Source organism: Paenibacillus periandrae (assembly GCF_022458865.1).
GTDB lineage: Bacteria > Bacillota > Bacilli > Paenibacillales > NBRC-103111 > Paenibacillus_S > Paenibacillus_S periandrae.
This window is the reverse complement of record NZ_JAJNMU010000036.1, coordinates 42,284-54,813: the sequence shown is the minus strand read 5'-3', so window position 1 is coordinate 54,813 and position 12,530 is coordinate 42,284. Positions and strand designations below refer to the sequence as shown.

The 12,530-nt window shown below is 47.8% G+C and carries 13 protein-coding genes; 2 read left to right on the top strand and 11 right to left on the bottom strand.

Features of this window, described 5'->3' with window-relative positions:
• Window positions 1-23 precede the first annotated feature (23 nt).
• The 10 genes from LRL21_RS39620 to LRL21_RS39575 all read right to left on the bottom strand — a co-directional run bounded on the left by LRL21_RS39620 (window position 24) and on the right by LRL21_RS39575 (window position 9,193).
• Complete coding sequence (locus LRL21_RS39620) at window positions 24-782, bottom strand: cyclase family protein (RefSeq protein ID WP_240421313.1); 759 nt, start codon at window positions 780-782, stop codon at window positions 24-26.
• Window positions 783-796: 14 nt separating this feature from the next.
• The gene (locus LRL21_RS39615) at window positions 797-1,570 is read right to left on the bottom strand and encodes an SDR family NAD(P)-dependent oxidoreductase (protein ID WP_240421312.1); all 774 of its coding nucleotides are present in this window, start codon (window positions 1,568-1,570) and stop codon (window positions 797-799) included.
• 85 nt (window positions 1,571-1,655) lie between these two features.
• Window positions 1,656-2,759, bottom strand: coding sequence for an alpha/beta hydrolase family protein (locus tag LRL21_RS39610; RefSeq protein ID WP_240421311.1), 1,104 nt, complete (start codon window positions 2,757-2,759; stop codon window positions 1,656-1,658).
• Between the two features lie 23 nt (window positions 2,760-2,782).
• Entirely contained in the window at window positions 2,783-3,985 is a 1,203-nt protein-coding gene (locus LRL21_RS39605; protein WP_240421310.1) for an acyl-CoA dehydrogenase family protein, read from the bottom strand.
• Window positions 3,986-4,011: 26 nt separating this feature from the next.
• A complete protein-coding gene (locus LRL21_RS39600; protein ID WP_240421309.1) occupies window positions 4,012-4,968 on the bottom strand; it encodes a VOC family protein in 957 nt (318 codons plus the stop codon).
• Window positions 4,969-5,061: 93 nt separating this feature from the next.
• Window positions 5,062-5,520: a pyridoxamine 5'-phosphate oxidase family protein gene (locus LRL21_RS39595; RefSeq protein ID WP_240421308.1), complete on the bottom strand. Its 459-nt coding sequence runs from the start codon at window positions 5,518-5,520 to the stop codon at window positions 5,062-5,064.
• Window positions 5,517-6,392, bottom strand: a complete 876-nt coding sequence (locus LRL21_RS39590; RefSeq protein WP_240421307.1) for an FAD synthetase family protein — start codon at window positions 6,390-6,392, stop codon at window positions 5,517-5,519. Before LRL21_RS39590 ends, LRL21_RS39595 begins: the two co-directional genes overlap by 4 nt.
• 492 nt (window positions 6,393-6,884) lie before the next feature.
• Window positions 6,885-7,919, bottom strand: a complete 1,035-nt coding sequence (locus LRL21_RS39585) for a sugar phosphate isomerase/epimerase family protein (RefSeq protein WP_240421306.1) — start codon at window positions 7,917-7,919, stop codon at window positions 6,885-6,887.
• 60 nt (window positions 7,920-7,979) lie between these two features.
• Window positions 7,980-8,375 carry a C-glycoside deglycosidase beta subunit domain-containing protein gene (locus LRL21_RS39580; protein WP_240421305.1) on the bottom strand — a complete coding sequence of 132 codons (396 nt, stop codon included), beginning with the start codon at window positions 8,373-8,375 and terminating at the stop codon, window positions 7,980-7,982.
• 119 nt (window positions 8,376-8,494) lie between these two features.
• Window positions 8,495-9,193: a PhzA/PhzB family protein gene (locus tag LRL21_RS39575; RefSeq protein ID WP_240421304.1), complete on the bottom strand. Its 699-nt coding sequence runs from the start codon at window positions 9,191-9,193 to the stop codon at window positions 8,495-8,497.
• Here LRL21_RS39575 and LRL21_RS39570 point away from each other — a divergent pair.
• Window positions 9,184-9,798, top strand: a complete 615-nt coding sequence (locus LRL21_RS39570) for a hypothetical protein (RefSeq protein ID WP_240421303.1) — start codon at window positions 9,184-9,186, stop codon at window positions 9,796-9,798. The two genes, LRL21_RS39575 and LRL21_RS39570, sit on opposite strands and share 10 nt — an antisense overlap.
• Window positions 9,795-10,826 (top strand): hypothetical protein, encoded by a 1,032-nt coding sequence (locus LRL21_RS39565; RefSeq protein ID WP_240421302.1) that lies wholly within the window; start codon window positions 9,795-9,797, stop codon window positions 10,824-10,826. The genes LRL21_RS39570 and LRL21_RS39565 overlap by 4 nt, the downstream gene beginning before the upstream one ends.
• A 67-nt stretch (window positions 10,827-10,893) precedes the next feature.
• Here the strand turns inward: LRL21_RS39565 and LRL21_RS39560 are convergent, their stop codons facing one another.
• Entirely contained in the window at window positions 10,894-12,522 is a 1,629-nt protein-coding gene (locus LRL21_RS39560) for a glycoside hydrolase family 43 protein (RefSeq protein WP_240421335.1), read from the bottom strand.
• Window positions 12,523-12,530: the final 8 nt, after the last annotated feature.

The following is a 12,530-nucleotide window of genomic DNA, read 5'->3' as shown; positions in this document are numbered from 1 at the left end:
ACTCCGTCTTATAAAATGATGAATCAGGATTCCACGATAGCAACCGCCCGGGTCCATCCCCCGCTGCCCGCCTTCACTTTGGTCGGGAAGGCATACACGGTAAAGCCATATGGAGGAAGCCGATCCAGATTCGCCATTTTTTCAATTTGACAATATTCGATATCCTTGCCGACCATATGAGCTTCGAACATAATACCGGGACGCGGATCCTTCCTGTAGGCTTCGGCCTGCAATTTCATGGGAATATCCCAACCCCAACCGTCGGTTCCGACCAATTTGATCCCCTGCTCCAGCAACCATCGTGTCCCCTCGGCAGTAACACCCACATGGGCATCGGAAAACCCGTCATCATAACGTTTCTTGTCCGCATCGCTTCGGATCAGGACGATATCAAACGGCTTTATTTGATACTGTATCTCGCTCAACTTATCCTGTATATCAGCAGCTGTAACGCCGTAGCCGGCCGGTTTATCCGTGAAATCCAGAACAACGCCGTGCCCGAAAAACCATTCCAACGGCAATTCGTCGATCGTCCGCGCGCGTTTCCCCTCGGAAGTAGGATAATAATGCCACGGAGCGTCCACATGCGTCCCGCAGTGCGTTGCCAGAGTCAACGTTTCCCCCGCAAAAGAATAGCCTCCAAAAGCTTCAACCGGGACTCCTGCCATTTTGGAAACAAAATGCACACCCTCTTCATGCCGCTCGTACTCGATCTTTAACGGCAGCGGGTCCTTCATCTCTTCGTCAATCGTCACACTTAAGTCAATCACTTTTCTGGACATGCTCATTCTCCTCTTCAATTTCCATCACTGATGGTCGTCCCGCCGTCTACAATCAGATTTTGCCCTGTAACGAATGCGCCGGCGGCTGATGCCAGCATGACGGCAATGCCTGCGATTTCGTCGGGCGTACCCGCCCTCCGCAGCGGCGTCAATCCTAATCTTCGTTCCATAATCGACGGGTTTTCCAACATCGGCTTCGCAAATTCAGTTTGGATCAAGCCCGGGGAGATCGCATTTACGTGGATGTTTCGTGGACCCCATTCAACCGCCAGGTTCCTTGCAAGCTGAGCCAATCCTGCTTTGGATAGGCCATATAAACCTATCGATCTATTGCCTCGTACGCTTGATATGCTGGACATCAGAATAACGGATCCTTCGTTTCTCTCGGCCATTTGGGGAATGACCCTATTTGTAAGCCATAAGGCGCTTCTTAGGTTTACCGTCATGGTCTGTTCCCAGTGTTCGTCCGTTGCTGTCGCGATCGGCCCTGAATGAGGGCCGATTCCTGCATTGCAGACCAAGATATCAATGCGGCCATAGTGAGATAGCGACTCGGCAACAAGCGTTTCCAATTGTGGTTTGGATGACACATCGCAAGGAATGGCATATGCCTCATATCCTTGATTTCGCAGTGACTCTTGGGCAGACCGGCATTCCTGTTCGTCGTTGCTGGAGAGAACAACGACAGCGCCATGCCTTGCCATCTGCTCGGCGACGGCAAGGCCGATCCCCCGGCTGGCCCCGGTAATCAATGCGACTTTTCCGCTTAAATCAAATAAGGATTTCAACGCCTGACCTTCTTTCCACCCGCTCAAGTTTAAAGCGTTAAACAGAACATGAGATCGCGAGCCACGTCCTGTTTAACGGAATTCATTAAGCAAGCTGCTGTTTTAACCAATCGAATAAGGAGAACGTTTCCGTGATGTTATCCAACTGGCAGTGAGCGGATCCCGTGCTGCTGGCCGGGACAACCTTCAATACCCGCGGACACTTCATTGCGTTATATACACGGTAGGCATGGCTGATCGGCACATTGCGGTCATTTTCTCCGTGGATAACATAAGTCGGACAAGTGATTTTTTCGGCAACGCCATCAAGAGTGAAGTTATTCAGCTTTTCGCGGGCTTCGGGCATCGTTTCAACTCCGATGACATGCTGGATGATTCTGGATAGGGGATGGTTATCCGGGCGGTTACGCCACACTTCTCCATAGTCATAAACTGCCCCGAGGATAGCACATGCTTTGAACCGCGGTTCGAAAGCAGCCATACGCGCAGCATGGTACCCCCCCATGGAGAAAGCCAAGATGCCGATTCGTTCAGGATTCACGTCCAGATTGGACAACGCATATTCAAGGGCAGCAGTGCCGGCTACGTTCATGTCGTAACGGGATACGATATGATTCAGCCGCAAAGCTGCGCCTTGACCCGGACCCTCAACGGCAAGAACGGAAATGCCGCGCTCAAGCAAAAAAGGGACAGTACTGTAAAACATCTCTTCAGCCGTAGAATCCAGCCCGCCAAACATGATGACCAGCGGTCCTCTCTTGACTCCAGGAACTTGATAATGGTAGGCGGGCATAAATGAGCCTTCAAAAGGAATTTCGAGTACCTTCGGCGCATTTTCCAGCAGTTCTGCGCCTTTGCGAAAAGCTTCGACGCTTTTTTTGTAAGTGGGAATCTTGCGTTCGTCATCGGGCTGCAGGAAGAATTCAGCCGTACGAATATAGTTGGATGCGCGAAAGAAAGCTGAGCGGGCGGTTTCACGGTGATCTTGATCCATTGCTTCATTCGCCACTGCAATCATTCTGTTCCCGGTGTTCATCCATTCCTTGTGGAAGCTGTCGTAATCGCCCAAAGTGATTCTCGAACAGGTATCCAGCACCTCATTAATATCGCCGCCCCCATATTGGCATTGGCTCATGATTCGAATAACTTGATAAGACCACATATAGTTGTCTGGCCAGTAATGAAACATCGTTTGTATGCTCCTTCGCTTAGTTATAAATACGCCGCATTTTTGGGATTGATCGGCAAGCCCATGACGTGACGTCCAAAATTCTCTCCGGCAAAATCGAAGTTCAAGCCTACATGCATGGACATGATTTGAATATCTCTCCAGTAGCGCTGCATCGGGTTCGATTCATAAATGCTGCTCGCGCCGCTATTTTCAAATAACCGCTGCATGACTCTGGCGCACATTTTGGTCATATAGGCATAATCGCGCGCAATACGCACTTTTTGGTCCACCGTAAGCGGCCCTCCATCGCGAACGACGCCAAGAGCAGACTTCAATAGCAATTCGGCGGCTTCAAGCTCGGCTCCGGATTCTGACAATCGGATTTGTTGATGGGTAAACTCTGTTATCGTGGTTTGTGTAAAAACCGCATGTTTCTTCTTAGCGGATTCAATCCATAACTCGTAGGCCCCTTGGGTCGCCCCCAACACGCAAGATGCCAGAAAAAACGGGATGATTGGCTGCAGGGGCAGCGTATAAACGGGTCCAGAGTGAAGAGACAGCCCCGGAGCCTCGTTATATTTCGACCAACGAAGTATGTTTACGATACGATGATCCGGAACGAAAATCGGCTCTTTAATCACAATCCGTTTGCTCCCACTGCCTTTGATACCGGCTACATACCAGTCATCCATGATTTCGAATTGCTCCTTGTTCACCAGTAGCATCAAATGCTGCGGAAACCCTCCTTCCTCTGATGGTGGTTGGATGGATCCGAGCATCGCCCAATCGGAGTGGTCGATGCCTGAGGAGAAAGGCCATTCTCCGTGAATACGATATCCGCCATCCGTCCGAACGGTTTTTCCCGTCGGCGCAAAAGCCGATGCAATGAGGGCATTGGGATTATCGCCCCACACTTCAAGTTGAGACTGCTCCGGCCACCCTGTCAACATCCATGAATGAAGACCGAGCAAGGCAAAACACCATCCCGCCGACGGATCTGCTTTTGCAATTTCCTTAATCGCATCGCAAAGGGAATCAATGTGCAATTGATGCCCTCCCCACATTACCGGCTGCAGCAAACGAATCAGGCCGGAATCAATGAATTCCTGAATCGTTTCTTTCGGCTGCTGGCGCATTTCCTCAGATTGCTTAGCACGTGAACGAATCGATGGAGCAAGTGCACGAGCTCTGGCGATCGCAGTTTCGTGTGAAAAACGTTCAAACATTCCCATTGTGTTGGTCATTCTTTATCCCTCTAATCTGTATAAATTTAGGAGATTCGCCCCAAGAATTCAGGTTTGAAAGTTCCGTCTTCATTCCAGGGGGACACAATTCCCCATGCATCATTCGGATTTTCCGAGAGTGTCCAAATATGAGGTCCGAAGTCCGGAGCGAATACAAGATGGGCACCTGCATACAGTTCAAAGCGGTTTCCGCCCGGTTCTATCACATAGAAGAAGAAGCCTTCAGCGAGTGCATGCCGGGTCGGTGCGCCCATTTCCAATCTGTATCCGCTTTCGATAATATGGTCAGCCGCAAGCAAAACTTCTTCTCTACTTTCCACAGCATAGCATACGTGATTGATATTGCCTCTTTCCCCCTTCGGATCCCGGACGATAGCAACATCGTGGGACAAATTGGAAACCGACAACCAGGAGCCCATTTCCTTGTCCCGTTTGGCGTTTGTGTAGATGCCCTCGTGATATTTGAACCCAAGACTTTGATAAAATTCACGGTCTTTGCCGGGATCCGAGCTTTGGAGGGTTACATGATCGATCCTGCGAGGAGAAATTCCTCGCATTCCGTTTTTGGACGGACGGTTTTTCCATACGCTCTGATGCTCCGGGGGTGCCTTGTACAGGTCCACGTCCCAAAAAACTTCTTCCTTATGGCCGTCCGGCGAGACGAACTGATAAGCTTTCCCATGCCCCTTGTCTCCTTCAATCCAGCCTTTGCCCGCTCCCGATTGCTCAATGAATTTGGCAGCAAGCTCCAACGCCTCTGCGCTGTCCGCGCGCCATCCAATATGTCCGAGGCCCGCTTTTTTTCCTTCAGTGATTTTCAAACTGTGGTGAAAGTAATCCCCCCACGCCCGCAAATATACGGATTGACCGTCTCTCTCGGTTTCTTGTAAGCCGATAACGTCCCGGTAAAATTTCAATGTTTCTTCAGGCTTTGGGCTGTAAATTTCAACATGTGCTAATTGAGATAAGTAATGTTTTCTCATTTCAGTTCCTCCATAAGGTTTATTAGTATAGCAAGTGACTCCGAGCAATGATTAATGTGCGTTTCATCACCTCCAACAAAGGTATCCTTGCAATCAGCGCAAAAGTGCTGTACATACTTGCTTATCCAAAGCTTCCGCTTTGCCAAGATCATAGGTTTTTTCATAAACCGGCTCTTGCGTAATTTTGGCTCCCCAAAACATGGATTCAAATACGGCATGAATATCAATCTTAATTTTTGCAAGCGGCATTGCGACCTCTTCCATTTTGCTCTCTATAATATGGGCAGTTCCTGGAATGGAATAGACTGTCCCCAATCCGATAAAACAAAGAGTGACCCTAGGGTTTTCTGAAATATTCTTATATATTCGCGAAGTGTTGGTTATGGCCAATCGAATCTCATTCCCGGAAACTGCCTTCACCCATGAAATGGCAGCTATGCTGGGCGAGCCGCTCTCATGATCGATCGTACTGAGAAGTACAAGCGTATCAAGATTAAGCTTTTCAATTTGCAGATGATTCAACGAATCAGGGAGTGCCTGCTTTTTGCTCATTGACGTCTCTCCTTCATCCAATTTCCAATTGCGGTGATAATTCTTGCTCTTCTAATCCAATCGATCTTGACCCTGGAACGATTTAAGTTCATCAATATTGTCCTTTGAAAAAATACATGAACCTCACTGCTCTTTTCTTCAAAAACAACTAGCCCGATAGCCGGTAACAGTTTATTTTCCAACTCTATGCTTATATGATAAAAATCGGAGGAGGGTAATGTAAACGGGCGATACATAGAGACGACTACCCCTTGAACCCCCGTAGAATCCTTTTTGACTCCGGTAATGATTCCTTGAGTCTGGTAAGGGCGCCCTAGAAATTGGGCCGCTTTCGTTACCTCTCCTTTATGAAGAAGCGATCGAACCATAGAGGAACTCACTTTCTCACCGTCTAATTCACACTTAGGGAAGATGACAACTTCGAGTAGTCCATCAGCTTCCTTAACTAGCGACTCCGTATTCCCCTTGCCTTGAAAACCGTAGGTAAAATCAAAACCGACCACTACGCATGCCGCATTCAATCCGGCCAAGTATTCTTTAACAAATCTTTCAGAAGAAAGCGCTGCGAATTCCGGAGAGAAAGAGACCATATAAAGAGTATCCACTCCAAGAGCCGCAAAAGTTTCCGCTTTCACCATATTTGTCATCAAGTAATCCACAGCCGACTTGCCTTTAGACAGGACTTCTCTGGGATGCGGATAAAAGGTCATTACCGCCAGCTCCACCTGCAGACGATTGGCAATTTCCTGAGCCTCGACGATCAACTTAGTATGCCCAATATGTACGCCATCGAAAAAACCAACCGCCATGACGCAAGGCTTGGTCTCAATCTCGAGCAGATCGGGATTCCTCTCCAACCAAACTGTCTTCATTTCATTCATCTCCTTCAATCTTGCCAGAAAGCGTTTCCAGATTACCTTCAGTGTAGACCTTCCAAGATTCTCTGTGAAATGCTTAAATTCGCTTGTATCATGCAAAAGGAGAATAGAGATTTACTTCAGCTTGTTTCATGCAATAATCAAATGACTTCAATAATCGTTACATATTTTTATTGATCGGCGAAATGACCATGACGAATCTCTGCCCCTACAAATCACCTGGATTACGAAGGGAATTTTTAATTTTGCCACTGCGGCGTTAGTCGTCAATTTACTGTTTGACAAGAATGTCGTAGATGCCCAATTTCCCCTTTCGATGCTTTCTCGAGAATGGATAGTTTCTTATATTTTTCTTTATACACAAAAGAGCCCCCCTATTAGTATCAGGATTATTATTATTCACCTGTCTATCATATGGGGAGCATATCAGAATTTTTTTCCAGTCTTAGTCAGATGCAGCTACTTTATGGGGTTCAGTCAACAAGTTCAGTCTATTACTTTATTTTTATCCGACGCAACCTGTTCATGGCTCTGTTCACCCAGGTACTTCCTCATCATGACATGATGACGGCGAACCTGCTCGATCGGATCCATATAGATATCGCAGCCCTGTTCGAAGTAGTGGCGCTGCCCCTCATATTCGCTTCCAATGTAGCCATTGAAGCCGTTCTCCTTCAACACTCTCAACGGTCCTTCATAGTCTACACTAACATCCTCACAATTCTCATCCATCTCATAGAATTTGCCGTGGCAATACTGGGTGTACGCAATGACTTCCTTCAGCAGCTCCGGATCGTCATAAATGTAGTGATCCGTCTGATTTCTAAAGGACAACTCAATATTTCCGCCGCCCATCTTTCTTACTTCGTCCTCCGTCGGAATCTGTTTGTTTCTATATCCCTCATCGATATAATTAAGAATTTGCTCATTTCCGCCTTCGCGAATCAGTCTCTTCTTCAGCGGTACGGGCATGCCCTTGTTGAATATACCGAAGTCCACAACAAAGCCCAAATGCTTGGTGCCGGTTCGCTGAATCATTTCAATCAGATCCTGGGTATACCAGGATCTGATTGAACGGGGGGCATGAATTTCGGTACACAGCTGAATTCCATAATGCTCCGCCGCTGGTATCGCCTTTTCATAAACCTCAAGGTCCTCTTTCTTCAAAATCCCATTGCGTACAATCTTAAAGCCCAGTTGTTTGGCACGCTTGATACTGCCAACAATATCATCAAGGTATTCATCGACCGTCCACATCCTGTTTTTAAACATGGTGTAGTTAATTCCAATGCTGTAACTGGTCGGTGTTGTCTTGTATTTGTCCATCCATGCTAACCACTTGTCAATATCCTCTTCGGTGTAATTGGGATAGCTCGGAAGCGGCATTTGATCCGGCAGCACTTCAATTCCCTCGGCACCTATTTCATTTGCTGCTTTGGCAATACAGCCCTCCAGGTCCAGCTTGCCAAGATAGTAATCCTCCTGAAAGCTGTAAAGCGATACACCGAGTTTTATTGTCATCGTTCGTTACCTCCCCAAAATATTCATTAAATTTTTACCGGCATAATTTGAAGGCTATCCTCAGACCTGCACATCAATCTCTACTTCAGCAACAGCGAAAGACCCTTTCGGCATATAGGCAATTCTTAAGAAAACCTTGACTTCAATCTTGTGTTTGCCGGGTGCAAGCCCTCCGTCCATCAACGCCGTCACTTTTGCCTTTTCTCCATATTCCCAGCGGTATTTGGTGACTGTCTCCATTTCCGTCAATGTGAAAGGATACCCTGCACGTGTCGTAAACCTCAGATTCTCCCTGGGAATCTTCTCACCGTCGACCTTCACCTGAATGTCATCGATCATGGAGAGGCTTATCCCCAGATAGTAGGGGATGCGGACGGGCAGGTTGAAACCAACCCTTTTCCCATCCTCGTTGATATTTTCAAAACCTTCGGGGCAGATCATGTACTTCTCGTTCATGCACATATACCTCCTTCGTTTTTTTGCAATTTGCATTAAAGCTTGAAGAGTTCACTAGTCTTGGTTGATTCATAATACGCTTCCAATATTTGCATGACGACATATGGCTCTGTCAAGATTTATTCGTCAATAAATGGGGGTTTCATAAGTGGTGATACTTCAATTCCGAAAGAATTGTATAGATTCAGCGGGCTAAAAAATTCCCGGAATTCTTTGATCTGACCGTCTTCAATTAGGAAAGAATTAATATATTGATTCATATATATTTCTGCTTTTCCACTTACGATCTGTTCTCCGCGTCCGCTGCACTCCACCCAGAAATAGTTCGGATCATCCGTTTCAAAAATCCGAATCTCATCCCAGTTAAAATCCGGGAAATAGGACTTATTCGATTGAAAATTTTGGTCCAATTTATTTCTTCCGGTCCAACTGATTCCGTTTGGTGGGTACCAGGGAATTATTTTCACCCCATTATCGGCAAAAAGAACATTCGCATCATGGCCCAACTCGTAAAACTTTTCAACCACCGATCGATTCCTTTTACGCAACTCATCCATTTTTATCCCTCCATATTTGTTAATAGCCTCTCGGCATTCGCCGAGGCTGATGGGACAAGCGATTCCTTGAACCATCAATTTTGCTCCCCTCCTACTTTGGTGGAGGGATTTTTTTATTTCTACCACATCTCGAACTGGAAAAATATATTTTAAAATTTGGACATTTCCCTTGAAAACACTTGACTTTTTTAATATCGCTCCAAAATCGCGCAGGAAGGGTATGCATTTTCCCTTACTACCTAACCTGTGGGGTGTCTTCATTGAAGCCTGTTTTCGTTCCTCATTCTTCTTACCAACGCTTTGTCATCAATCGACTCCGCAAACACTACTCGGATGGTCTGGCTGTCCTGGTTCGCAAAGATTGGCCTGTCATCTGGAAGTGTACGATTTCTGATCTTTCTTACACAGCAACGCTTTTACGCGATCTGTATTCAGACCGAGGACCGGCACCGCGCGACCCTGCTTCCATGTTACGCTCGTATCTCCTGTTCCTCTTGGTACGACCCGAAATCGGCATTACGGCTTGGGTCGATGAAATGTACCGGGTCCCTCTTTATGCCATTCTCAGCGGGTTTGATCCCGGAGATATTCCCGGCGTTGGAACCTTCTACGATTTTCTCACCCGATTTTGGGCTGCCGAGGACAAACATTTGAAACCTCGCACGAAGCCAAGGAAGCGTAAACCCCAAAAAGGCAAGAAGGGCGAAAAAGCACCAACCACATCCCCTGGCAAGGTCAAACGTCTTGTTGAGCGTATCCTGCGTCATGGCGAAAACGTAAAGATCAGCCTTTCGATCGCTTGCAGGAGTTCTTCCACTCCCAGATTGTCGCCGTTTCGGGAAAGCTCGGCCTGCTGGGGGATATGAAGGCCTTAACGATCGCCGGCGATGGAACGCCCGTCGTCACGACTGCTTATCTGCGAAGCAAGCCTACTTGTAATTGCAGTGCCCAAGGCCTTGCGAATTGTCCTCACCGCCGCGAATATTCCCAGCCGGATTGCGATTCCGGTTGGGACAGCGCACGTGAGAGATACTTCAATGGGTACCACCTGTACATGCTGGCTGCTGCGAACAGCAAGCATGATCTTCCGCTGTATCCCAGACTCCAGCCTGCTTCCCGGCACGACGCTGTGAGTTTGGTCGTCAGCTCCATTGAATTTGCGCAACGTTTCACCTTGGGCACAATCGATAAAATTCTCCTTGATGCCGCTCACGATGCGGAGGCCATCTATGCTTTGCTGGATCACCAGCGCATCGAGCCTTTTATTGACCTGAACAACCGGAGCAAAAAGAATACCACTACCGATTCTGACATTCAAATTTCACCTGAGGGTGTGCCCATTTGTCCCATCGGTAAGGAAATGAAGCCTAACGGATACGACCATACGCAGAACCGTCAGAAGTGGCGTTGTCCACTTGCTTGCGGGATGCAAAATACTTGCCCGACGCCTTGTTCCACAGCGAAATATGGCCGAACGTTCCATACCTTTAAGGCCGACAACTTGCGGATACCGCCGCCAAAAGACGAGCACTCCTTCAAATGTTGTCGAAACCCACCGACCAAGTATAATGCCTCCGACTTTGTCCGCTCCGCTTGGGACCCAGAAGGCGGCGGCGGTCGGACCAAGAATCCGTTTCTTAACGTCGAGCTGAAGGAAAATGGCGGGAGGCTGCGCATTCCCGACGAAAACGAAAGCAGATCAAGCTCGAACACCTCCGGCCGTTTGATGATGATACTGATGATTCAATTCCATCACCGCGGATTCAGGATACAATGCTCGCGTGGTGGTCGGGGTGTCACTGGTCGGACCTTTGCAAAGCAGCATCTCGTTACATCGCAACAAATTGATGAAATAGATAAGGAACTATCGAAGAGCTTGGGTTCACGTCCGTAAAGAACAAACAATAATGTTTTCGTTAAGATCTAAACATTTCCCTTTGGGTTGGTATAGTTCATGTCTTTCAAATCAAGCCCTCATAATCAAACCAGTCAAATTCGGCTCTGTTTGCGCATTCCATCCCATTCCCGCTAGCAAACATGCCAAGTACAGTTCCTGCCATACCGCCGATGGCCTCGGGATTTATTAGTCTACCGTCCGCATACTCGTATAGTAAGCGATGATTCCCCTCTGCACTTCTGTAATAGAAGCTATACGCTTGACCCTCTGCGCTAATGCCTAGAACGATATCTCTACTGAAAACTTCAGCAATTGCAAGCTCGGCCTCAGTCGTCAGACTCTGAAAATGGGGCTGATGCGGGTATCCGTTCAGCTCGCTGGTACACTGAATCAGTCTTATCACTTGCTTCCCTTCCTTCATCGCCCGTTCCAATCGAAATTGGTGGTTGCAAGCCTGCATCACGACTAGTCCGGCCGTTTCATTTTCCTCAAATGCATGGAAACTCATCTTGGCTGATATACGAAAGCTCACGTGCTGCTGCCTTCGACCGATAAAGCTTAAAGATGGAACTGTCATACATGCATCTGCCTTAGCAACGTCGATCTTCTTTAACTCCTGACTTATGCGGCGAGGCAGCAATTTCAAAGTTAGCTTGCTGTCCGCGATTGAATAGAAATCGTCATATGGCGTCCCGAAAAAAATCCAATGCATGTCGAGCCGATTTTCCTCAAAATCGTCCCTCGCAGGAATTGGTCTCGGTGTAAACGCCGGCAGCTCAGGTGCGTGATAGCTCCATTCGAGCCGCCCGGTGCCGGGGCTGACAACAGGCCAACCATTCTCCCAAACGATGGGTGCAATAAAAGTTTCCCTGCCCATGTTCTTGTGATACCCTTCGATCAGACGGGAGGCTAGCATCACCACGTACCAATCGCCATTTTGAAGCTCTATGAAATCCGCGTGGCCGACATTGCAGATCGGGTAATCTTTCCCCAGCTGACGATGAGTCAAAATGGGATTTCCCACATAGCCCTCATAATCGCCAAAAATCGTTTTGCTGCGTGCAACCGTGACTGCGTGGTAGTGCTCTGTTCCACCCTCTGCAATAACCAAGTAATAGTACCCGTCTCTCTTATACAGATGAGGAGCTTCGGGCGAAGCGCAATTTCTGAGTGCTCCTCCCCATATAGTCCGATTTCCGCCTACAAGCCGCATGTTCACCAGATCGATTTCGCTGATCCAGATCACTTGTTCGCCCATTGGATTGTCTTCACGGTCTTCCAGCCTTGTACCGGTAAAGTACGCCTTCCCGTCATCGTCGAAAAACAAGGAAGGATCGATGCCGTGACCATCCGGCAGCCAGTAAGGATCCGACCAGGGACCGCGGGGATCCGTCGCAGTGACAATGAAATTTCCCTTGTCGCTGAAATTCGTAGTAATCATGTAAAAGGTACCGTTGTGATAGCGAAGCGTCGGTGCCATAATTCCGGATGCCATATACTCCGCCGTAACATGAAGCTGCGACTTTCTGTCCAAAATGTTCCCAATCTGCTCCCAATGCGCAAGATCCGTACTATGAAAGATTGGAACCCCCGGGAATAAGGAGAAGCTTGAAGTAACCATGTAGCAATCGTCGCCCACGCGGCAGATCGAAGGATCGGGATAAAACCCGGCCAAAATTGGATTATTCAGCATATTCTTCA

What these genes read in the sequence shown, in the direction of transcription:
- LRL21_RS39620 (WP_240421313.1), bottom strand. Translation starts at nt 782, where the DNA reads ATGTCCAGAAAAGTGATTGACTTAAGTGTGACGATTGACGAAGAGATG.
- LRL21_RS39610 (WP_240421311.1), bottom strand. Translation starts at nt 2,759, where the DNA reads ATGTTTCATTACTGGCCAGACAACTATATGTGGTCTTATCAAGTTATT.
- LRL21_RS39605 (WP_240421310.1), bottom strand. Translation starts at nt 3,985, where the DNA reads ATGACCAACACAATGGGAATGTTTGAACGTTTTTCACACGAAACTGCG.
- LRL21_RS39600 (WP_240421309.1), bottom strand. Translation starts at nt 4,968, where the DNA reads ATGAGAAAACATTACTTATCTCAATTAGCACATGTTGAAATTTACAGC.
- LRL21_RS39595 (WP_240421308.1), bottom strand. Translation starts at nt 5,520, where the DNA reads ATGAGCAAAAAGCAGGCACTCCCTGATTCGTTGAATCATCTGCAAATT.
- LRL21_RS39590 (WP_240421307.1), bottom strand. Translation starts at nt 6,392, where the DNA reads ATGAAGACAGTTTGGTTGGAGAGGAATCCCGATCTGCTCGAGATTGAG.
- LRL21_RS39585 (WP_240421306.1), bottom strand. Translation starts at nt 7,919, where the DNA reads ATGACAATAAAACTCGGTGTATCGCTTTACAGCTTTCAGGAGGATTAC.
- LRL21_RS39580 (WP_240421305.1), bottom strand. Translation starts at nt 8,375, where the DNA reads ATGAACGAGAAGTACATGATCTGCCCCGAAGGTTTTGAAAATATCAAC.
- LRL21_RS39575 (WP_240421304.1), bottom strand. Translation starts at nt 9,193, where the DNA reads ATGAAGACACCCCACAGGTTAGGTAGTAAGGGAAAATGCATACCCTTC.
- LRL21_RS39565 (WP_240421302.1), top strand. Translation starts at nt 9,795, where the DNA reads ATGAAGGCCTTAACGATCGCCGGCGATGGAACGCCCGTCGTCACGACT.
- LRL21_RS39560 (WP_240421335.1), bottom strand. Translation starts at nt 12,522, where the DNA reads ATGCTGAATAATCCAATTTTGGCCGGGTTTTATCCCGATCCTTCGATC.